Below are 20,887 nucleotides of genomic sequence, written 5' to 3' on the forward strand. Positions count from 1 at the left end.
CCCGGAAGACCTCGCGGTCTTCCGGCGCCCCTCCCGTGCTGCGTACTTCTCAGTTGCTCAGCGACGGTCGTCGCGGTCGGTGCCGTCCGCTGTGCCCGAGTCGGTCTCGGCGTCGTTCTGCTTGGCCCGGACCTCCGGGTCGAGTACGGTCCCGCCGCTGCCGTCGACCGAGGTCAGCGGGGTGCGGTCGTCGGGAACCTCGGTGGGGGCCGGCGGCTCGACCAGCCAATCGGGGTTGGCCTGCTTGTCCCACCACTTCCAGGCGGCGAAAGCCCCGCCCGCCAGGGCGCCCAGCACAATGAGCCCCTTGGCCAGCCGGCCCGCCTTGGCCCGTCGCTCGTGCTTCTTGATGAGCTTCTGGATCTCCTTGGCTGTCACCTGGCCGCGCAGCGCAGCCAGCGCGGCGGCGCTGCGGGCAGTGGCCTCCTCCGCCACGGGCTGGGCCGCGGCGACCGCGTGCTCGACGCGTGGGACGGTGTAGTCGGCTGCGCTGCGGGCCGCCCTGCGGGTGCGGACGGCGGCGCGGTGTGCGGCATCGTCGACCTTGGGGGGTACATGGGTCAGCGCCTGTTCGATACGTGGTGCGAGATACGCGTCGTACTGGACACGGGCTTGCGCGGCTGCCTTCGACACCTTGGGCGCGAGCAGTGCGCGAGCCTCCTGCGCGTAGTGCGCGGCCTGTTCCTTGGCCGTGTCGGCGTAGGGCGCCACCACTTCCGCGGCGTGCTGCGCGCTGTCCTTCGCCGAGTAGGTTGCGGCGCGCACGCTGTCGATGCGGGTCACGGGATCCTCCTCCTTGGTGGCGGGTAGGTACTCCGCCTATCCACCCAATTCGAAATCATGCCTGCTGGGGCCATCAGCGCCATGTGGGACGGGCATCCGGGTCAAGAGCGGCACTCTCGGGGCAATGCGGTGCAAGGGGAGCGTGCCGACGACAATGCCACGGTTCGAGCCGGTGCGCGCCGCGTCGTCGCGCACTTGGCCGCACTTATCCCGCAGGAGGTGTCCAAAGGGTGCCCGAATGCAGGCAACAAGGTGAGGGGGGCGTCTCCCGGGGCGTGACCGGGCGGCGAAGGGGGTGCTCCGTGCGAGGATCGGTGGTCGTCAGCGAAGACTTACGGAAGGCAGATCGTGGCCGAGCAGCTTTACGCCACCTTGAAGACCAACCAAGGCGACATCGAGATCCGGCTCCTGCCGAACCACGCGCCCAAGACGGTCAAGAACTTCGTCGAGCTCGCCACGGGCGAGCGCGAGTGGACGAACCCGTCGACCGGTCAGAGGTCGACGGACAGGCTGTACGACGGCACCGTCTTCCACCGTGTCATCAGCGGTTTCATGATTCAGGGCGGCGACCCGCTGGGCAACGGCACGGGCGGCCCGGGGTACGAGTTCGGTGACGAGTTCCACCCGGACCTCGGCTTCAACAAGCCCTACCTGCTGGCGATGGCCAACGCGGGCCCGGGCACCAACGGCTCGCAGTTCTTCCTGACGGTGTCGCCCACCGCGTGGCTGACCGGCAAGCACACCATCTTCGGTGAGGTCGCGGGCGAGGCCGGCAAGAAGGTTGTGGACGCCATCGCGACTGCTCCGACCAACCCGCGCACGGACCGTCCGCTGCAGGACGTGGTGATCGAGTCGGTCGTCGTAGAGACCCGCTGATCACGGCCGGCCGTCGTCCGCTGCCACGCGAGGGGACCCGTGCCGGGACCGGTTCGGCGTCCCGGCATCCTGTGGAAACTCTTGGGATCCCGTGGGGAACCCGTAGGGGAACCAACCGGGAACCAACCGCCCTGCTCGTCCGTACTGTTACATAACGGGCGAGCGGGGCGGTGGCATGTGCGCCGCCTCCACGGACGAGGACCGAAGGGGCCGTGACCGATGGAGCAGCAGCCGCCAGAAGGCCAGGACCGGTCCGCGGCCACGGACGGTCCGCTCACGTGCTACCGGCACCCGGGCAGGGAGACGGGGATCCGCTGCGCTCGGTGCGATCGGCCGATCTGTACCGAGTGCATGATCAACGCCTCGGTCGGATTCCAGTGCCCGGAGTGCGTCCGTAAAGGCTCCGGTACGGGGCATCACCCGGCGGCGAACCGGCCGCGCACCCTGGCGGGCGGCACTGTCGCGGCGGACCCCCGGCTGATCACCAAGATCCTGCTCGGGATCAATCTCGCGGTGTTCGTCGCCGTCTGGGTCACCGGCAGGTCCTGGCTGGTCGATGATCTTCTGCTGTTCGGCCGTGCCTATTCGGGCGACCCGGGGGTCGGTGTCGAGGGGGTCGCCGAGGGGCAGTGGTACCGCCTGGTGACGTCGATGTTCCTGCACCAGGAGGTGTGGCACATCGCCTTCAACATGCTGGGCCTGTGGTGGCTCGGCGGGCCGCTGGAAGCGGAGCTGGGCCGTGCCCGCTACCTCGCGCTCTACCTGCTCTCCGGCCTTGCGGGCAGCGCGCTCACCTACTGGATCGCCGACCCCGCGCAGGGTTCGCTCGGAGCTTCCGGTGCCGTCTTCGGCCTGCTGGGCGCCACTGCCGTGCTGATGCGCCGGATGAACTACGACATGCGGCCGGTGATCGCGCTCCTCGTGGTGAACCTGATCTTCACCTTCAACCCGTGGGGCGGCATCGCCTGGCAGGCGCACGTCGGCGGACTGGTTACGGGCACCCTGCTGGCGATCGCCATGGTGCACGCACCGCGCGAACGCCGGAATCTCGTGCAGTTCGGAGCCTGTGCGCTGGTGCTGGCGGCGGTCGTCGGGATTGTCCTCGCCAGGACCGCAGTGCTCACCTGAGCGGAATGCGTTGCTCAGGGGTCAGAGTTGTCCACAGTGTGTGCCGGATCTTGTGCATGACGTGGGGAACAGGTGTGCCCCTTGTCGCTGAACTGGGTTTTTCCAGTCAGGACAAGGGGCGTACCCTCCCGCGATGCGGGAGTGTGCAGTCACACCGGCGTCAACTTCGACGGAAGTTATCCACAGATCGTCTGACCTTTTCCCCTGATTGTGGATAACTCTGTGGGTAACTTCAGGGCAGGGCTACTTCCACTGGGTGGAGACGCCGAAGCCGCCGGCGATGAAGCCGAAACCGACCACGATGTTCCAGTTGCCCAGCGCGCTGATCGGCAGGTCACCCTCGGTGACGTAGAAGACCACGATCCAGGCCAGACCGATCAGGAAGAGCGCCAGCATGACCGGCGCCACCCAACTGCGGTTGGTCAGCTTTATGTTGGTTGACTGCTTCGCCGGGGTAGGCGAGAAGTCGGCCTTCTTGCGGATACGTGACTTCGGCACGAGGGGCTCTCCTGTCGATGCGCTGCGTGACCGCGCAGGGATCTGTGGCTGGCGCCGGGGCGCAAGGGGGAATGCTGCCTCCCCGGGGCGTCCGTTAGCGTAGTGCTTCCGTGGCGCCTAAGGAGATAAGGGTACGTTGAGCAATTCTGCCGACTCTCCTCAAGGGCCGGTCCGGCGCATGCCCCGATGGCCGGTCCGGGGACTCACCGCTGCCGTTTTCGCGCTGGCCGGACTGATCTTCGTCACCAGCGCCAACACGGCCAAAGGCACCGATATCCGTACGGACTCCTCCCTGCTGAAGCTCTCCGACCTCATCCAGCAGCGCAGCGAGAAGAACGCCGAGCTCGACGAATCGACCGCGTCCGTGCGCGCGGACATCGACGCGCTCGCCCAGCGGGACGACGGGAGCACCAGGGCACAGGACGCCGAGCTCGCCGCCCTGGAGCGAGCCGCGGGCACCAAGAAGCTCACCGGCGCGGCCGTCGGCGTCACGCTGAACGATGCCCCGCCGAACGCCACGGCCAACCCCGGCTACCCCGAGCCGCAACCCAATGACCTGGTCATTCACCAGCAGGATCTGCAGGCTGTCGTCAACGCGCTCTGGCAGGGCGGAGCCCGCGGCATCCAGGTGATGGACCAGCGGCTGATCTCCACGAGCGCGGTCCGCTGCGTCGGCAACACGCTGATCCTGCAGGGCAGGGTCTACTCGCCGCCGTACAAGGTCACAGCGGTGGGCGACCAGGAGAAGCTCAAGCAGGCGCTCAACGACTCCGCGGCGATCCAGAACTACCAGCTGTATGTGAAGGCGTACGGGCTGGGCTGGAAGGTCGACGAGCACGACAGGACGACCCTCCCCGGTTACTCGGGCACGGTCGATCTCCACTACGCACAGCCCGTGGAGTGACTGCCGGCCCCATCGGTCCCGGGTCCATCCGGATGCGGCGCCGCACAGCCTGTGACGGACAGTGAGCCGAAAGCTTTCCACAGCTGACCCCCGCCTGTGCTCCGGCCCTTTAGTCTGGTGCCGTACCGAATGGAGGCGACAGCATGTACGGCTGGATCTGGCGGCATCTGCCGGGCAACACATGGGTGCGGGGCTTCATCTCGCTCGTGCTGGCCCTGGCCGTTGTCTACGCGCTCTTCCAGTACGTCTTCCCCTGGGCGGAGCCTCTGCTCCCGTTCGGTGATGTGACGGTGGACGGCGAAAGCACCGGCGGAGCGGGGACCGGCCAGTGAGCGCACGCATTCTCGTCGTCGACAACTACGACAGCTTCGTCTTCAACCTCGTCCAGTACCTCTACCAGCTCGGTGCCGAGTGCGAGGTCGTGCGCAACGACGAGGTGACCACGGGGCACGCCCAGGACGGCTTCGACGGTGTCCTGCTGTCTCCCGGCCCCGGCACGCCGGAGCAGGCGGGTATCTGTATCGACATGGTGCGTCACTGCGCGGGGAGTGGCGTTCCGGTCTTCGGCGTCTGCCTGGGAATGCAGTCCATGGCGGTCGCGTACGGCGGTGTGGTGGACCGTGCGCCGGAGTTGCTGCACGGCAAGACCTCCCCCGTGATCCACGAGGGCAAGGGTGTCTTCGCCGGGCTGCCGTCGCCCTTCACCGCGACGCGCTACCACTCGCTCGCCGCGGAACCGGAGACCGTTCCGTCCGAGCTCGAGGTCACAGCGCGTACCGCCGACGGCATCATCATGGGGCTGCGTCATCGTGAACTCGCGGTGGAAGGTGTGCAGTTCCACCCGGAGTCGGTGCTCACGGAACACGGTCATCTGATGCTCGCCAACTGGCTGGAGCAGTGCGGCGATGCGGGGGCCGTCGCGAGGTCGGCGGGGCTTGCCCCGGTGGTGGGCAAGGCCGCCGCGTGACCCCACTCCGCCCCGAACCCGATGCCGGGCAGGAAGGCCCGTACGCGCAGGGAGCGTACGAGGGCGACGGCATGTTCGAGGCGGCGGTGGACAAGCTCGCCGACCCGTTGAACGATCCGCTTCCGGGGCAGCATGCGTCGCCCTGGTTCCGGGCGGAGGACGTTCCGGCGCCCGGCCCCGCCCGGCAGGAGCCCCCGGCAGAGGCTCAGCAGGCGTCTCAGCAGCCCCAGCAGCCCCCGAGCGAGTGGTACGACCCCGAGGGGTATCAACGGGACTGGTACGGGCAGCAGGAGCCGCAGGAACCGGCTCCTCGGCCGGTTCCTGCGGCTCGGGAGGCCGTGATCCCCGATCCGGGGCCTCCGGCGCAGGTGCACGCCCCCGCTCCGCCGGTTCTGAACGATGAGACCGTCGCCCTGCGGACAGCCGATACGCGGCGCACGCAGCGGACGGACGAAGGCGATGAGCCGGTGGCCGTGGCCGAGCCTCCCGCGACGGGCGGGCGGGCCGAGCGCCGGCGGGCGGCCAAGGGGCGCGGAAGACGGCGCGGAGAAGTCGGGCGGGCGGCGGAAGCGGGCCGGCCGGAGCCGGCGGTCCCGATGTCGCGGCTGGAGGCCAGGCGCGCGGCCCGTGCCGCCAAGGACAGCCCGGCTGTCGTCGCCAGCAGGGTCGTCGGCGAAGTGTTCATCACCTTCGGTGTGCTGATGCTGCTGTTCGTCACGTACCAGCTGTGGTGGACCAACATCAGGGCCGATCAGATCGCCGGCCGGGAGACGAACAAGATCCAGGACGAATGGGCGAACGGCGAGCGCACACCGGGCGCGTTCGAGCCCGGCCAGGGCTTTGCCATCATGCACATCCCCAAGCTGGACGTGGTCGCCCCGATCGCCGAGGGCATCAGCAAGGACAAGGTTCTCGACCGCGGCATGGTCGGTCACTACGGCGAGGGCAAGCTGAAGACCGCGATGCCGTCGGCGAAACAGGGGAACTTCGCGGTGGCGGGTCACCGCAACACCCACGGTGAACCGTTCCGCTACATCAACAAGCTGAAGCCGGGCGACCCGATCGTGGTCGAGACGCAGGACGCGTACTACACGTACGAGATGACCAGCATCCTTCCCCAGACGTCTCCGTCCAACGTCTCGGTGATCGGCACGGTGCCGCCGGGTTCCGGCTTCACCGGCCCGGGCAGGTACATCACGCTGACGACGTGTACGCCGGAATTCACGAGTACGTACCGAATGATCGTGTGGGGCAAGATGGTCGACGAACGACCGCGCAGCAAGGGCAAGCCCGACGCGCTCGTCGGCTGAACATCATCACGACAGGGACGGGTGCGGTGGCAGCGAGGACCGAGCACGAAGAGCGCGTCGACGAGTCGGCGCCCCCGGTGCGACGCGGCACCCGTCATCCCGTCGCGGCGGCCGTCAGTGTCTTCGGCGAGCTGCTGATCACCGCGGGCCTGGTGCTGGGGCTCTTCGTCGTCTATTCGCTGTGGTGGACCAATGTGCTCGCCGACCGCGAGGCCGACAAACAGGGCAACACGATCCGCGACCGCTGGGCGGGCGGACCGGGCGCCCTGGACACCGGGGGCGGCATCGGCTTCCTGCATGTGCCCGCGATGAAGAACGGCGAGGTGCTGGTCAAGAAGGGCACCGACCCCAAGACCCTCAACAACGGCATCGCCGGCTACTACACGGACCCGGTGAAGTCGGCCCTGCCCTCGGACGAACAGGGCAACTTCACGCTGGCCGCGCACCGGGACGGGCACGGCGCCAAGTTCCACAACATCGACAAGGTGAAGGCGGGCGACGCGGTCGTCTTCGAGACCAAGGACACCTGGTACGTCTACAAGGTCTATGCGGAGCTCCCGGAGACATCGAAGTTCAACGTCGACGTGATCGCACCGGTGCCGAAGGAGTCGGGCGTGAAGAAGCCCGGCCGCTACATCACGCTGACCACGTGCACGCCCGTCTACACGTCGAAGTACCGCTACATCGTGTGGGGCGAGCTGGTACGTACGGAGAAGGTCGACCGGGACAGGACGAAGCCGGCGGAGCTGAGCTGAGGAGACCGAGGTCCTTGAGGGCCTCGGTCGCCTAGGATGGGCTGGGCCCGAAGCCGCAACCAAACCTTGCGACTTCGGGCCTTTTGCATCCCTGCCCTCAGCGCAGAACCTGCAGTACCGCGCCCGCACTCCAGGCCTCCAGCAGCCCGCGGTGGACAGCGGTGACACCGACCTGCACGGCGATGTCGAGGGCCTCGCGGGAGAACGGGCAGGTCGCCACGTAGACCGCTACGTCGGCCCGGTGCAGCGTCTTCGTGCCGACGAACTTCTGCATCTCACCGCTCCACACCGAGCGGTACGGAGCGAAGTTCTTGCACTGGACGACGAGACGGCGCCCGTCAGCGGTGTACGCGGTGATGTCGGCCCCGCGGTCGCCGCTGCCGCCGTGGACCTGGACGTCGGTGCAGCCGTCGCGGCGCAGCAGCCCGGCGATGTGGTGCTCGAACTCCCGCCAGGTCATCGCGTCCATCGACGCCATGACGCCGGCGAGCGGCCGCTGCGCCTGAACACGGTCGAGACGGTGCAGCCGCTGCTCGTGCTGAGCGAGCTTGCGTTGTGCGCGGCGGATGTCCTCGCGGGCCGAGACGAGGTCCCGGCGTTGTTCGCCCGCGCTTTCGATCAAGGCGTTCAGCACGGGCACGACCGTCTTGCCGAGGACGTGGGCAATACGCCCGTCGATGTGCTCGTCGAGGTCGGCGAACAGGTCGGGAGAAGGGGTGTGGACAAAGTTATCCACAGGATGAGTCCGTGCGGCGTACTCCGTGTCGAGGAGGTACGTACGCACCTGACGTGCGACTTTGCTGTCGCGGAGCAGCATGGCGACGTTGAGGACTGTGCGCCGTGCGTACAGCGCGAGCGCGCGGGCGTGCGACTGGATACCACTGACCTCCTTGAAGGAGGTCAGTTCCGTACCTGCCAAAACGCGGTAGCCGCTGGCTTCCAGTTCCTCTCTGTGGTCAAGCACAAGAGATTCGATGGCCTTGACTCCAACCTGGAAGTACGTGGCCACCATCGCTGTCGTCACATGCATGCCGTCGGGAAGCAGCGACAGGGCCTTGACCCTGTCGAGCACATCCGTCCTGTCGCTGACACCCTCACGCAGTGTCCTCGACTCCAGAAGAGCAGCTTCGTTGATCACGTTCCTGACCTTTCGCGTCCGGGCTACGAGGGGCAGCATTTGATACCCCGCCCCAACAGATCAACGAGTCGGTACATATGAAGACACGATCGGTTTGCGGCTGCATGTGCGGTATGCCGGTATGACGGCAGCGCACAGCAAAGGGCCCCGCTCACCCTTGAGGTGAACGGGGCCCGATGGAGGTGCCGGGTTCTGCGGGTCAGCCCGTCAAGCCGGATGGGCCGCCGAAGATGTTGCCGTCTCCGCCGCCCGGCAGGGTCTGTACGTTGACCGCGCTGTTCTTGGCGACCATCTGACCTGCTTGGGGCTGGAAGCCGACGACCTTCGCCGCGTCATCGTTCGGGCCCTGCACGTTGATCTGCAGACCGGCCTGGGCCAGGGCGGCCTTGGCTTCGCCGAGCGTCCTGCCCGTCAGGTCGGGGACTGCGACCTGTTCGGGCTGGGCCGGGCCCTTGGAGACCTTGAGGACGATCTGGACGTCCTTGGCCTGCTCGCTGTTCGCTTCCGGGGTCTGCTCGACCACGGTGCCCAGTGGCTGCTCGGAGTCGACGTCGGTCCTGGAGACGTTTTCGAAGCCCACGCCCCTCAGCTGCGCCTCCGCGTCCGTGAACGACCTGCCGACCACAGGCGGCACGGTCTGCGTGGCCTCCTTGGCCACCGTGATCGTGACCTCGGACTCCTTCTCGGCCTTCGTGCCGCCCTCGGGCTTCTGCTTGGTGACCGTGCCCGGGGTCGCATCGGACTCGACGGAGGTGACCACTACCGTGAAGCCCTTGTCCTCCAGCTCCTTGCGGGCGGTGTCCTCGGTCTTCTCCACGACGCTGGGGACTTCGACCTTCGGCGCACCGGTGGAAACGACGACGGTGATGGTGCCGCCGAGCTCCAGCTTGCCGTCCGCCGGGGTCTGGCTGCAGATGTTGCCCTTGACCTGCTCCTCGCAGGGCTGCCGGGCTCCGACCTTGAGGAGGAGCTCGGAATTCTCCGCGCGTTTGTTCGCGTCCTGAAGCGTCAAGCCGACCATGTTCGGTACGTCGGCCTCACTGCTGCCCTCGTCGGAACTGAAGACCGAGCGGCCGATGAGGATCGCCCCGATCAGCACCAGGATGCCTGCGATGACCAGCAGGATCGTCGAGGTGTTGCTCTTCTTCTGGCGTCGGCGGTCCGGGCGGTCGTCGTAGCCGTAGCCACCGTCGTCCGGGTTGACCGGAGGCAGCATGGACGTCTGGGCGCCGCCCGGGTCCGTCGGGCGCAGGGCCGTGGTGGGCTGGTCGTTGCCGTAGGCGTCGTAGCCGCCGTAGCCCGCCGCACCCATCGCCGCCGTGGCCGCGACCGGCTGGCCGTCGAGGCAGGCCTCGATGTCGGCGCGCATCTCGTCGGCCGACTGGTAGCGGTAGTCGGGATCCTTGGTCAGGGCCTTCAACACGATCGCGTCCATCTCGGGCGTGATCTCGGGGTCGAAGTTGCTCGGCGGCTGCGGCTCTTCCCGTACGTGCTGGTAGGCCACCGCGACGGGCGAGTCCCCGACGAACGGGGGCCGCACTGCCAGGAGTTCGTAGAGCAGGCAACCGGTGGAGTACAGGTCGGAGCGTGCGTCGACCTGTTCGCCCTTGGCCTGCTCCGGGGAGAGGTACTGGGCGGTGCCGATGACGGCCGCGGTCTGGGTCATCGTCATGCCGGAGTCGCCCATGGCGCGGGCGATGCCGAAGTCCATGACCTTGACCTGGCCGGTGCGCGTCAGCATGACGTTCGCCGGCTTGATGTCGCGGTGCACGATCTGGGCGCGGTGCGAGTACTCCAGCGCCTGGAGGATGCCGACCGTCATCTCGAGAGTGCGCTCGGGCAGCAGCTTGCGGCCGGAGTGCAGAAGCTCTCTGAGCGTCGACCCGTCGACGTACTCCATCACGATGTACGGGATGGAGACCCCGTCGACGTAGTCCTCGCCGGTGTCGTAGACGGCGACGATCGCGGGGTGGTTGAGCGAGGCGGCCGACTGGGCCTCACGGCGGAACCGGGCCTGGAAGGACGGGTCGCGGGCGAGATCCGCCCGCAGCGTCTTCACAGCGACGGTGCGGCCGAGCCGGGTGTCGTGCGCGAGGTAGACCTCGGCCATGCCACCACGACCGAGCACCGAGCCCAGCTCGTACCGGCCGCCGAGGCGACGCGGCTCTTCCATAACTGATCCAGCCCTCTCCGTCAGTCCCGACCGCACCCGTGTGTGGTCCGGCGGTGCGCTGTTCGCGCATACGCTACCGGGCACTCCCGGCGTGATCAGCCCGCACCCGTCACCTGATATCCGACCGGTATCCCAATGTGCTGGTGTTGACGGATGTGGTGACGGTGTCGCTACTTTCCGTCAAGAACTGCCTTCATCACACTCTTGGCGATCGGTGCGGCCAGGCCGCCGCCGGAGATGTCGTCCCGGTTGGCATTACCGTCCTCGACGACCACGGCGACAGCAACGGGTGAGCCGCTGTCGGTCCGGGCGTACGAGATGAACCAGGCGTAAGGCTTCTCACTGTTGTTGAGGCCGTGCTGGGCGGTTCCGGTCTTGCCACCGACAGTGACGCCGTCGATCTGCGCGTTGGTTCCCGTGCCGTTCTTGACCACGGTCTCCATCATCTGCTGCAGCTTCTGGGCGTTCTCACCCGAGAGCGGCTGGCTGAGCTGCTCCTTCTCGTGGGTGTAGACGGGGTCCAGATTGGGTGCCTGCCGCTGGGCGACCATGTACGGCTGCATGAGCTTGCCGTCATTGGCGATCGCGGACGCCACCATCGCCATCTGGAGCGGTGTGGCGCGGTTGGACGCCTGGCCGATGCCCGCCATGGCGTTCTGCGGCTGGTTGTCCTTCGGGTAGATGCTGGCGTCGGCGCGGACGGGAGTGAAAACTTCCTCGTTGAAGCCGAACTTACTGGACTGCTCGATCATCTTGTCGTTGCCGAGATCGTCGCTCATCTTGCCGAAGACGGTGTTGCAGGACCAGCGCAGTGCCTCCCGGAGCGAGGCGTTCTTGCACGGGATGTTCCCCTCGTTCTGCAGCAGGTTGGTCGACTGCGGGAGCCGCCAGGGCAGGGGGGAGTTTGTCTTCGCGTCGATGTCGGTGTAGAGGCCGTTCTCCAGCGCCGCGGCGGCTGTGACGACCTTGAACGTCGAGCCGGGCGGGTAGGTCTCCCGCAGGGCCCGGTTCAGCATCGGCTTGTCCTTGTCCTTCAGGAGCTTCTGCCGGGCGTCCGAGTCCTTGAGGGTGTTGCCTGCGAAGACCGAGGGGTCGTACGAGGGGGTGCTGGCCAGGGCCAGGATGGCGCCGGTCTGCGGGTCGAGCGCGGCGACGGCGCCCTTCTTGTTGCCGAGCCCTTCGAAGGCGGCCTTCTGAGCGGCGCCGTTCAGGGTGGTGACGATGTTCCCGCCGGTCTTCTTCTCGCCGGTGAACATCGAGAGCGTCCGGTCGAAGAACAGCTGGTCGTCGTTGCCGGTGAGGATGCCGTCCTCGAGGCTCTCCAGCTGGGAGGCGTCGAACGCCTGCGAGGAGTAGCCGGTGACGGGCGCCCACATCGGGCCGTTCTTCCAGACGCGCTTGTACTTGAAGTCGCTTCCGGTGGTCTCGACGGAGCCGGTGACGGGCTCTCCGTCGACGATGATGTTGCCGCGCTCGTGGGCGTAGCGCTCGATCTGGACGCGGCGGTTGTGTTCGTTGGAGTTCAGCTCGTCGGCGCGGACGTACTGGAGGTAGTTGGTGCGGATCAGCAGGGCCAGGACGAGGATGCCGCAGAAGATCGCGATCCGGCGGAGGGGCTTGTTCACGGTCGGACCACCTGGGTCATCTCTGCGTCCGGGGAGGGTGCGGGGGCCGGCGCGGGGCGGCGTGCGGTGTCGCTGATTCTGATCAGAATGCCGATCAGGGCCCAGTTGGCGATGACGGACGAACCGCCGGCTGCGAGGAACGGCATGGTCATACCGGTCAGCGGGATGAGACCCATGACACCGCCGGAGACGACGAAGACCTGGATGGCGAAAGCACCGGAGAGGCCGATTGCCAAGAGCTTGCCGAAGGGGTCGCGGGCGGCGAGCGCCGTGCGGACGCCTCGTTCGACGATCAGGCCGTAGAGGAGCAGGACGGCCATCATTCCTGCCAGGCCCAGCTCTTCGCCGACCGTGGAAAGGATGAAGTCCGCGTTCGCGGCGAAGCCGATCAGGTCGGAGTTTCCCTGCCCCCAGCCAGTGCCGAGGGTTCCGCCGGAACCGAAGGACATGAGGGACTGGGCGATCTGGTCACTCTGCTGCAGGGTCTTGTCGGAGAACGGGTCGAGCCATGCGTTGACGCGCTGCTGGACGTGGGGTTCGAAGGTAGCGACGCCAACGGCTCCGACAGCGGACATCAGCAGACCGAAAACGATCCAGCTGGTCCGTTCCGTTGCCACGTACAGCATGATCACAAAGAGACCGAAGAACAGCAGCGATGTACCGAGGTCGGTCTCGAAGACCAGGATCAGGATGGACAGTCCCCAGATGACGAGGATCGGTCCGAGGTCGCGGCCGCGCGGCAGGTACATCCCCATGAAGCGCCGACTGGCCAGGGCCAGGGCATCACGCTTCACCATCAGGTAGCCGGAGAAGAAGACCGCGATGATGATCTTTACGAACTCGCCGGGCTGGATGGAGAAGGGGCCGAGACTGACCCAGATCTTGGCACCGTTCACGGCGGGAAAGAACATCGGCAGGATCAGTAGCACCAGCGCTACGACCATGGAGATGTAGGTGTAACGCTGAAGAATCCGGTGGTCCTTCAGCACGAGCAGTACAGCGACGAACAGGACAACCCCTATAGCCGAGTACATCAGCTGCTTGGGGGCGTCCGGGCTGAAGGATCCGAACAGGGTCTCGGCCCGCTGGATCAGCCGCGGCGACTGGTCGAGGCGCCAGATCAACACCAGGCCGAGCCCGTTGAGCAGAATGGCCAGGGGCAGCAGAAGCGGATCCGAATACGGAGCGAATTTGCGGACCACGAAGTGGGCGACGCCACCGAGCAGAATCAGCCCGAGTCCGTATCCGAGCATGCCGGAGGGCAGCGTGCCGTCCATGGCAAGCCCCACGTTGGCGTACGCGAACACCGAGATGGCGATGGCGAAGACAACCAGCGCCAGCTCGGTGTTGCGGCGGCTCGGCGCATCGATCGCGCCGATGGTGGTGGTGTTGGTGACAACGCTCATGGTGCTGAAGGCCCCCTACGGCTTTACTGCTTACCGCACTGCGGGACCAGCTTCTTCTCTTCCTCCGAGAGGCTGGGGCCGGGAGTGGGAGTCGCGGTCGTCTTGGTCCCCTTTGCGGAGGACGTGGTCCTGGCGGCGGGGGCACCGGCGGTGCCGCCTGCCTCGCCCTGGCCCGTGGCAGCATTGCTGTCCGCCTCGGCCGCGCGGCGCTGCGCATCCTTCTTGCAGGCGGAAGCCTGCGTTTCGAGCTCACTGACCTTCTTGCGGGCATCGGCGAGGTTGCCCTCGGCGATGGTCGCCTCGACCTGCTTGCGCTGGTAGGGCGGGAGGTACTTCAGTTCGATCTTGGTGTCTTCTTCGACCTTCGAGAGCGAGACCCAGGCGAGGTCCTGGCTGATGCCGCGGAACAGTGCGACGTTCTCGTCCTTGGCCCCCACGTAGAACTGGGTCTGGGTCCAGCGGTAGCCGCCGTACACGCCGCCGCCGATGACAGCCAGCGCGAGGACGATGTAGAAGGACCGCTTCAGCCACCTGCGGCCGCCGCGGGGTTTGACGAAGTCGTCGTCGCTGTACGAGTTGAAGGCGCCGTCCGGACCGGAGCCGTAGCCCATGTCGTCGCCGCTGCCGGGCGGGCCGAAGCCCCCGGAGGGCGGCGGGACGGGACGGCCGAGGCCGGCCGCGCGTCCTGCGGGCGTTTCCATGGCCCGGCTGTCGCTCTGCTGGGCGGCCTGGTTCTCGGCGACCGCGCCGACGATGACCGGGGTGTCGTTGAGCTGCCCGGCCAGGGTGTCGTTGCTGTCGACGTCCAGGACGTCGGCGACGATGCAGGTGATGTTGTCGGGGCCACCGCCGCGCAGGGCGAGCTGGATGAGCTCCTGGATGGTCTCCTGAGGGCCCTGGTAGCTGGCCAGGGTCTCCTCCATCGTCTGGTGCGAGACGACGCCGGAGAGCCCGTCCGAACAGATCAGATAGCGGTCACCGGCGCGGACCTCACGGATGGAGAGGTCGGGCTCGACATGGTCGCCGCTGCCCAGGGCCCGCATCAGCAACGAGCGCTGCGGGTGAGTGGTGGCCTCTTCCTCGGTGATCCTGCCCTCGTCGACGAGACGCTGCACCCAGGTGTGGTCCTGGGTGATCTGCGTCAGGACGCCGTCGCGCAGCAGGTACGCGCGGGAGTCGCCGACGTGGACGAGACCCAGGCGCCGGCCGGTCCAGAGCAGGGCGGTGAGCGTCGTGCCCATGCCCTCCAGCTGGGGGTCCTCCTCGACCATGACACGCAGCTGGTCGTTGGCCCGCTGGACCGCCGTACCGAGCGAGGTGAGGATGTCGGAGCCCGGTACGTCGTCGTCGAGCTGGACGAGCGTGGAGATCACCTCTGAGCTGGCGACCTCACCGGCCGCCTGGCCGCCCATGCCGTCGGCGATGGCGAGAAGGCGGGGACCGGCGTAACCGGAGTCCTCGTTTCCTTCCCGGATCATGCCCTTGTGCGATCCGGCGGCGAAGCGCAGCGACAAGCTCATGCGCACCTCGCCCGTCGGCTCGGGGTACAGCCGGTCTCGAGCCACACTGCCCACCCTCCGGTCGGGAGCCGGGCCGGGTCCGTTGTCAGGACCGCCGCGGCTCGCTCGCTCCGCTCGCTCATTGTCGTACTACTTCCGCAGCTCGATGACGGTCTTGCCGATACGGATCGGCGCGCCCAGCGGAACAGGTGTCGGGGTGGTGAGCCGGGTCCGGTCGAGATAGGTGCCGTTGGTGGACCCTAGATCCTCGACGATCCACTGGCCGTCACGGTCCGGGTAGATCCTGGCATGCCTGCTGGACGCGTAGTCGTCGTCCAGCACGATCGTTGAGTCGTGCGCCCGGCCCAGGCTGATGGTCTGGCCCTGGAGCGCGACCGTGGTGCCGGTGAGCGTCCCTTCGGAGACGACCAGCTTGGTGGGTGCCCCGCGCCGCTGGCGCCCGGGCTGCTGGCGCTGCTGAGGCGGCGCCTGTTGTTGGCGGGCCTGTTGCGGGCGCGCGTCGGCTGCAGTGCGGCGTGAGCCGCGCTGCGTGACGCGCGTTCCGAACAGGTCGCTGCGAATGACCTGGACGGCCACGATTACGAATAGCCACAGAACAGCCAGGAAACCTAGCCGCATGACCGTCAGGGTCAGCTCTGACATTGCCCCCGCTTCACCCTTCGGCTTGCCGGTAAACGATGGTGGTGCTGCCCACGACGATCCGCGAGCCGTCGCGGAGCGTAGCGCGGGTTGTGTGCTGCCCGTCTACCACGATGCCGTTGGTAGACCCCAGATCCTGGATCGTCGAGGGCGTTCCGGTCCGGATCTCACAGTGCCGGCGCGATACGCCGGGGTCGTCGATCCGCACGTCGGCGTCGGTGCTTCGTCCCATCACCAACGTCGGGCGGGAGATCTGATGGCGGTTGCCGTTGATCTCGATCCAGCGCCGCACCTGCGCGTCGGGCACGGGGCCGGACGCGGCCGGCGGGCGCCAGTCGCTGGAGGGGCCGCCCTGGCGCCCGGAGCCCGGCGGCGGGGCCGCGGGCATGGGCGGCGGGGAGGCCGGAGGGTAGCCGTAACCGCCCGGCGCCTGTGGGGCGGCGGGCCGGTTCGGCCGGGCGTGGGGTGCGGGCCCGCTCTGCTGGCCCTGCTGTGACGAACTCGACGCCAAGGTCCGGCTGCGCACGCGGTAGAGCCCCGTGTCGAGGTCGTCCGCCTTCTCCAGATGGACCTTGATGGGTCCCATGAAGGTGTACCGCTGCTGCTTGGCGTAGTCCCGGACCAGGCCGGACAGCTCGTCGCCGAGCTGACCCGAGTACGGGCTGAGCCGCTCGTAGTCCGGGGTGCTGAGCTCGACGATGAAGTCGTTGGGCACGACGGTCCGCTCGCGGTTCCAGATCTGTGCGTTGTTGTCGCACTCGCGCTGGAGGGCTCCCGCGATCTCGACCGGCTGCACCTCGGACTTGAAGACCTTGGCGAAGGTGCCATTGACCAGACCTTCGAGACGCTGCTCGAAACGCTTCATGACTCCCATGGGGCACCTCCTCCGGTGTCGTCGTCCCTGTACTGCTTACTGATCGTATCCACGCGTCGGGAAATCGGCTGGTTCCCCTTGTCTGCACAGTGGATGAGTGTCACCTCTCACACGGATCGTAGAGGTGGCCTCCTGACAGTGTCCCGCACTCCGGGTGCACTCAGGAGGAGTGGGGGCACCGGCCCCGCGTTCCCGGTTCCCTCCGTGCGTCCGGCGAAACAACGGATGTGAATCCACCCTGTCCAGCGTGCTAATCTTCCGAATGTCGCCAGGCGCTCGCACCACACGGTGGGAGAGTCTGAAACACCACTTATGCGCGAGTGGCGGAACGGCAGACGCGCTGGCTTCAGGTGCCAGTGTCCTTCGGGACGTGGGGGTTCAAATCCCCCCTCGCGCACAACGGGCAGTTGCTTGCAGCTGCCGGGTTGGTTCGACAGAACCCCCGCTCAGGAGAGATCCGGAGCGGGGGTTTTTCGTTGGGCGGATCCACTGGCCGGTTTGTGGATCCTCCCGCCCGGTCGGCGTGGCCGCGTGAAATCCACCCTCATCGGTTCGGTCCTGCTGCGGGCGGGTCTCAACGTTCCGGCCGTCGTCCTCCTCCCCGGATCCGGACTCGACGAGAGTCGGCGGTGGGAGATCCTCTTCGGTGCCGTCGTCGTCGGAATTGCTGTCGCCGTGCGGCATACGCGGCCGCTGGTGTCCCCTGGCCCTGTGTGCGGTGCTGTGGTGGGTTCTCGCGTTGCTGCACGACGATGTCGACTCCGTCGCCGTCATGGCCTGCCTTCCTGCCGTGTATGTCGTGAGTTACGCCGTGGGACGCCTGCAGGTGGACCGGCGGGAGGCTCTCCCGGTGCGGGGGCCGGTGGGTATCGCGGCTGTGGTCGGCGGCGTGTGCTCGGGGCTGACGGTGCCCATGTGGGCGGTGCTGGCGACGGGCGCTGATTTTCACCGGGCTGCTCCCCTGGCTGCTGGGCCGGTACACACGCCAGCGATACGAGCTGCAGGTGGCCGGCTGGGAATGCCAGGCAGTTGGAGCTCCATCAGCGCAGCAGGGTCGAGCAGGCACGGCTGCGGGAGCGGGCCCGTATCGCGGAGGACATGCAGGATTCCCTCGGGCATGAGCTGAATCTGATCGCTCTGCGAGCCGGGGCTCTGCAGATCGCTCCGGACCTGGGGGACCGCCACCGGGAGACGGCGGCCGGATTCCGCGCGGGTGCGGCCGAGGCGATGGAGCGGCTGCGGGACATCATCGGAGTCCCGCGTGAGGAAGGGTGCACCGGCGCCGTTGGAGCCTTCGCGTGCCGGTGTGGGGGTGCTGGTGGACCGCGCGCGTGCCTCCGGCGCACATGTGGCGCACCGGCGCACCGGCGAGCTGCCGGGTATGACGGACAAGGCTGTGTACCGGGTGGTGCAGGAGTCATTGACCAATGTGATGAAGCACGTTCCCGGGGCGGCGGTGACCGTGCAGCTGGATCACACCCCGCTCGATGTCACCGTGGCCGTTCGGAACAGCCCGCCGGTCGGGACCCGCCGGCGAACCGCGCGCAGGGCGGTCGCGGGTTGATAGGGCTGCAGGAGCGGACCAGGCCGGCGGGCGGTGAATTCCGGGCGGGCGTGTTGACCGGCGGCGGGTTCGAGGTGACTGCGAGGCTCCCGCGTATGCCGCGCCGGGCAGGTGACGGGGCAGGGACGAGCGGGGCGGCGGGCGGTGCCGCAGGGGCAATTCCTGCCGGAGCAGGGCCTGGAGGAGCAGAGCCTGGAGGAGCGGAGCCGGCGGGAGCCTTGCCGGTCGGATCGGGTCAGGCGGCCGCCTTCGGCGGGCTCATGCGGGCCACGGCGGGTCCGAGGCGGCGTTTCGTCGTTGCGGTCGCCCTTCCACTCGGTCTGTTCGCCTGCCTTGCCGCCGCGATGCTGGGCTATTACGCGTACGGGGCGGCCTCATCGGTACTTCCTCCGTCCGCGTACGCACAATTGGAGATCGGTGCACCCGCGGATGTGGCCGGCCCGCTGCTTCCGTCCAGGGAAATGAGCGATGCCCCCTCCGAGCACCGGCCCGAGCCGCCGGGAGCCACTAGTGAATCGGTCACCGAGGGCGGAATTCTCGTGTTCGTCGTTCTCTTCGTGGTCCAGTGGTGGAGGGCCCGCACAGGCGAAAACAGATCCATGGCCCACGCTCTGCTCGCCCCGTTCGTTGTCGCCGTGGTGAACGTGGTCAGCGAGATCGTCAACGTATGGCTGCACGAGGAGCGCCCCTGCCGGGACATCCCCGGCGTCAGATCGATCGCCCCGTGCCCGGCGCCGCGCGACTGGTCCTTTCCCAGCAACCACGCCGTCATCGCTGCCGCGTCGGCAATGAAGCTTCTGTTCACCTGGCGCTCGGCCGGTCTGCTGACCTTGCCCTTGGCGGTGCTGGTCGCCCTGTCCCGCGTCTACGTGGGAGTCCACTATCTGCACGACGTGGCGGCCGGTCTGCTGCTCGGGGCGCTGGTTGCGCCGCTGCTGCCGGCAGTTCTGGCGGCGCCCGGAAGCTGGGCCGTGGACCGGCTCCGGGGACAGAGGGGGATGGCGCCCGCCCTGGGGCGCTGAGCGGCCTTCTGGCGGCTTCGGAGGGCTCGACCCGGTTCAGGTTCCGTCTTCGATCAGCCCGGTCTCGTACGCGACGATCGCTGCCTGGACGCGGTTGCGTACACCCAGTGCGGAGAAAGCCGACCCTTCCATAGCTCTGACCGTGCCCTCCACGACATGGAGCCGCTGCCCGATCTCCGCGTTGGACAGCCCGCTGCCGAGCAGGACGAGCACCTGCCGCTCCCGCCCGGTCAGTGCGTCCACCCTCGCGCGCAGTGCCGTGCTGCGCGTGGTGGCGTGTGCGTCGGCGCCTCGGTTCAATTCCGCGATGACGTGCTGTGCCACCTTCGCGGAGAGATGAGAGGCGCCGGCTGCAGCGGTGTGTACACCTGCCAGCAACTCGCGTGGGTCTCCCGACTTGAGCATGAAGCCGCTGGCGCCGCCGAGCGCCCTGGTGACGTATTCGTCCTCGGAGAATGTGGTCAGGACGAGGACAGAAATTCCGGTGGGGGCACGCTTGATCTCCTCTGTTGCCGTGAGTCCGTCCATGACCGGCATCCGGATGTCCATGAGGACGACATCCGGACGGTGTTCACGTGCCAGCGCGACAGCTTCACGGCCGTCGGAGGCCTCGGCCACGACGTCGATCTCTGGATCTCTGGATCTCCGGAGAGGATGGCGGATTCCGGCGCGGATCATCGCCTCGTCGTCGGCCAGAACGATTCGGATGGTGGGATGGCTGTCTCCGCTTTCCGCTCGGTGATGAACAGGGGACAGCGGATGGCCGTAACGGGGATGGCGGCTGGATGCGGGCCGTTGTTTCACGTGAAACGGCGGATCCGCACTGTATGGGAGTCGCACGGGAGTTGTGTCGGCCTCCCGTACAGGAGCTGCGTGGAGGAGGAATCGGGTCCACGAAGTGTCTGCCTGCTCGGCGTCCCCGGCCGTGCTGCCTGGTTGCCCCGGATGCTTCCGATCGCTCAGGCGGCGAGACGCGCCGCGAGGGCCTTTTCCTTCTGGCGTCGGTGAATGCCTGGGCGCGGGAAGCCTCGGCAAGCGAAATGAGTTCGGTCGTCTCGGGGTTCGAGACTGCAGGCGTCAACTCCGGGACGATGAAATTGACTTCGGGGCCGACCGTGCCTGTCAGTGCCACCTATCCGATTGATCCGGGCACCTGACGACCGGCCACCGGGTGGACCGGCGACGGTGCGAGTGATCGTCTACCGCGGGACGTCGTCGCCGGCCCCGTTGTAGCGCAGCAGGTACTCCGCGAACCGCGCCAGATCGTCCGCTGTCCACTCGGAAAGGCGCTCCCGGTAGGCCGCGCGGCGGCTGGCCTGGGTCGAGGCGAGTGCCTGAGTGCCGGTGGCGGTGGGGTGCAGCACCTGGATGCGGTGATCGTCCGGATCCGGATGGCGCTCGACCAGGCCGAGTTTCTCCAGGGCCGCGACCTGCCGGCTGACCGTCGACTTGTCCAGCATGTAGTGCGCCGCCAGGTCGGTTGCCCGGCAGCCGTGCCGGTGGTCGATGTGGGCGAGCAGTGTGTACGAGACCAGGGGCAACTCCGGGTGGAGGCGTGCCGCGGCTGCGCGCGCGCGGCGTGCGAAGGCGGTCAGTTCGCGCTGGATGACATCCAGTGAATCTTCGCGTTTCCGGGGGGCGCCTGCCACGGAATCACCTTTCTCGAAATCTAGTTGTATGCTACAACAAGTTAGAAGGTTGTAAA

At 67.6% G+C, this 20,887-nt stretch carries 20 protein-coding genes, 1 tRNA gene and 2 pseudogenes; 11 read left to right on the forward strand and 12 right to left on the reverse strand.

Annotated features, from left to right (window positions below; all coding sequences use genetic code 11):
- Positions 1-57: 57 nt before the first annotated feature.
- Positions 58-783, reverse strand: coding sequence for a DUF5324 family protein (locus tag ACFWBQ_RS09165; protein ID WP_385485771.1), 726 nt, complete (start codon positions 781-783; stop codon positions 58-60).
- Positions 784-1,131: 348 nt separating this feature from the next.
- Here ACFWBQ_RS09165 and ACFWBQ_RS09170 point away from each other — a divergent pair, with 348 nt between their 5' ends.
- The gene (locus ACFWBQ_RS09170) at positions 1,132-1,659 is read left to right on the forward strand and encodes a peptidylprolyl isomerase (protein WP_385485773.1); all 528 of its coding nucleotides are present in this window, start codon (positions 1,132-1,134) and stop codon (positions 1,657-1,659) included.
- 219 nt (positions 1,660-1,878) lie between these two features.
- Positions 1,879-2,787: a rhomboid family intramembrane serine protease gene (locus ACFWBQ_RS09175; protein WP_385485775.1), complete on the forward strand. Its 909-nt coding sequence runs from the start codon at positions 1,879-1,881 to the stop codon at positions 2,785-2,787.
- Between the two features lie 243 nt (positions 2,788-3,030).
- Here ACFWBQ_RS09175 and crgA read toward each other — a convergent pair whose 3' ends face one another.
- Positions 3,031-3,285, reverse strand: coding sequence for a cell division protein CrgA (gene crgA / locus ACFWBQ_RS09180; protein WP_385485777.1), 255 nt, complete (start codon positions 3,283-3,285; stop codon positions 3,031-3,033).
- A gap of 178 nt (positions 3,286-3,463) precedes the next feature.
- On the opposite strand from crgA, the gene ACFWBQ_RS09185 reads away from it, so the two are divergent.
- The 5 genes from ACFWBQ_RS09185 (at position 3,464) to ACFWBQ_RS09205 (ending at position 7,221) form a co-directional block, all read left to right on the forward strand.
- Positions 3,464-4,189: a DUF881 domain-containing protein gene (locus tag ACFWBQ_RS09185; protein ID WP_385485779.1), complete on the forward strand. Its 726-nt coding sequence runs from the start codon at positions 3,464-3,466 to the stop codon at positions 4,187-4,189.
- 143 nt (positions 4,190-4,332) lie between these two features.
- Positions 4,333-4,521: a hypothetical protein gene (locus ACFWBQ_RS09190; protein ID WP_385485781.1), complete on the forward strand. Its 189-nt coding sequence runs from the start codon at positions 4,333-4,335 to the stop codon at positions 4,519-4,521.
- A complete protein-coding gene (locus tag ACFWBQ_RS09195; protein WP_385485783.1) occupies positions 4,518-5,156 on the forward strand; it encodes an aminodeoxychorismate/anthranilate synthase component II in 639 nt (212 codons plus the stop codon). Before ACFWBQ_RS09190 ends, ACFWBQ_RS09195 begins: the two co-directional genes overlap by 4 nt.
- Positions 5,153-6,466, forward strand: a complete 1,314-nt coding sequence (locus ACFWBQ_RS09200) for a class E sortase (protein WP_385485785.1) — start codon at positions 5,153-5,155, stop codon at positions 6,464-6,466. Before ACFWBQ_RS09195 ends, ACFWBQ_RS09200 begins: the two co-directional genes overlap by 4 nt.
- 26 nt (positions 6,467-6,492) lie before the next feature.
- Positions 6,493-7,221: a class E sortase gene (locus ACFWBQ_RS09205; protein WP_385485787.1), complete on the forward strand. Its 729-nt coding sequence runs from the start codon at positions 6,493-6,495 to the stop codon at positions 7,219-7,221.
- 97 nt (positions 7,222-7,318) lie between these two features.
- On the opposite strand, the gene ACFWBQ_RS09210 is transcribed toward ACFWBQ_RS09205, so the two are convergent.
- From ACFWBQ_RS09210 to ACFWBQ_RS09240, 7 genes are all read right to left on the reverse strand, one after another.
- Positions 7,319-8,359 (reverse strand): restriction endonuclease, encoded by a 1,041-nt coding sequence (locus ACFWBQ_RS09210; RefSeq protein ID WP_385485789.1) that lies wholly within the window; start codon positions 8,357-8,359, stop codon positions 7,319-7,321.
- Between the two features lie 199 nt (positions 8,360-8,558).
- Positions 8,559-10,532, reverse strand: a complete 1,974-nt coding sequence (gene pknB / locus ACFWBQ_RS09215; RefSeq protein WP_385485791.1) for a Stk1 family PASTA domain-containing Ser/Thr kinase — start codon at positions 10,530-10,532, stop codon at positions 8,559-8,561.
- Positions 10,533-10,702: 170 nt separating this feature from the next.
- Complete coding sequence (locus tag ACFWBQ_RS09220; protein ID WP_385485793.1) at positions 10,703-12,157, reverse strand: peptidoglycan D,D-transpeptidase FtsI family protein; 1,455 nt, start codon at positions 12,155-12,157, stop codon at positions 10,703-10,705.
- Positions 12,154-13,563, reverse strand: coding sequence for an FtsW/RodA/SpoVE family cell cycle protein (locus ACFWBQ_RS09225; RefSeq protein WP_385485795.1), 1,410 nt, complete (start codon positions 13,561-13,563; stop codon positions 12,154-12,156). The genes ACFWBQ_RS09220 and ACFWBQ_RS09225 overlap by 4 nt, the downstream gene beginning before the upstream one ends.
- Before the next feature lie 23 nt (positions 13,564-13,586).
- Complete coding sequence (locus ACFWBQ_RS09230) at positions 13,587-15,083, reverse strand: Stp1/IreP family PP2C-type Ser/Thr phosphatase (RefSeq protein ID WP_385485797.1); 1,497 nt, start codon at positions 15,081-15,083, stop codon at positions 13,587-13,589.
- Between the two features lie 129 nt (positions 15,084-15,212).
- Positions 15,213-15,725, reverse strand: coding sequence for an FHA domain-containing protein (locus tag ACFWBQ_RS09235; RefSeq protein ID WP_385485799.1), 513 nt, complete (start codon positions 15,723-15,725; stop codon positions 15,213-15,215).
- Between the two features lie 10 nt (positions 15,726-15,735).
- Positions 15,736-16,596 (reverse strand): FhaA domain-containing protein, encoded by an 861-nt coding sequence (locus tag ACFWBQ_RS09240; protein ID WP_385485801.1) that lies wholly within the window; start codon positions 16,594-16,596, stop codon positions 15,736-15,738.
- A gap of 314 nt (positions 16,597-16,910) precedes the next feature.
- Between ACFWBQ_RS09240 and ACFWBQ_RS09245 the strand changes: the two genes are divergently transcribed.
- The 4 genes and pseudogenes from ACFWBQ_RS09245 to ACFWBQ_RS09260 all read left to right on the forward strand — a co-directional run bounded on the left by ACFWBQ_RS09245 (position 16,911) and on the right by ACFWBQ_RS09260 (position 19,182).
- A tRNA-Leu gene (locus tag ACFWBQ_RS09245) sits at positions 16,911-16,993 on the forward strand.
- Positions 16,994-17,625: 632 nt separating this feature from the next.
- Positions 17,626-17,850 (forward strand): annotated as a pseudogene (locus ACFWBQ_RS09250) (histidine kinase); the annotation flags it as partial.
- Positions 17,851-17,881: 31 nt separating this feature from the next.
- A complete protein-coding gene (locus tag ACFWBQ_RS09255; RefSeq protein ID WP_385486506.1) occupies positions 17,882-18,160 on the forward strand; it encodes a hypothetical protein in 279 nt (92 codons plus the stop codon).
- A gap of 218 nt (positions 18,161-18,378) precedes the next feature.
- Positions 18,379-19,182 (forward strand): phosphatase PAP2 family protein, encoded by an 804-nt coding sequence (locus ACFWBQ_RS09260; RefSeq protein ID WP_385486467.1) that lies wholly within the window; start codon positions 18,379-18,381, stop codon positions 19,180-19,182.
- A gap of 36 nt (positions 19,183-19,218) precedes the next feature.
- Here the strand turns inward: ACFWBQ_RS09260 and ACFWBQ_RS09265 are convergent, their stop codons facing one another.
- The 3 genes and pseudogenes from ACFWBQ_RS09265 to ACFWBQ_RS09275 form a co-directional block, all read right to left on the reverse strand.
- Entirely contained in the window at positions 19,219-19,890 is a 672-nt protein-coding gene (locus ACFWBQ_RS09265; RefSeq protein WP_385486469.1) for a response regulator, read from the reverse strand.
- A 280-nt stretch (positions 19,891-20,170) separates the two neighbouring features.
- Positions 20,171-20,302: pseudogene (locus ACFWBQ_RS09270) on the reverse strand (FMN-dependent NADH-azoreductase); the annotation flags it as partial.
- 79 nt (positions 20,303-20,381) lie between these two features.
- Entirely contained in the window at positions 20,382-20,831 is a 450-nt protein-coding gene (locus ACFWBQ_RS09275; RefSeq protein ID WP_385485803.1) for a MarR family winged helix-turn-helix transcriptional regulator, read from the reverse strand.
- Positions 20,832-20,887 lie beyond the last annotated feature (56 nt).

The sequence above is a fragment of the Streptomyces sp. NPDC060035 genome (assembly GCF_042736635.1).
Classification (GTDB): domain Bacteria; phylum Actinomycetota; class Actinomycetes; order Streptomycetales; family Streptomycetaceae; genus Streptomyces.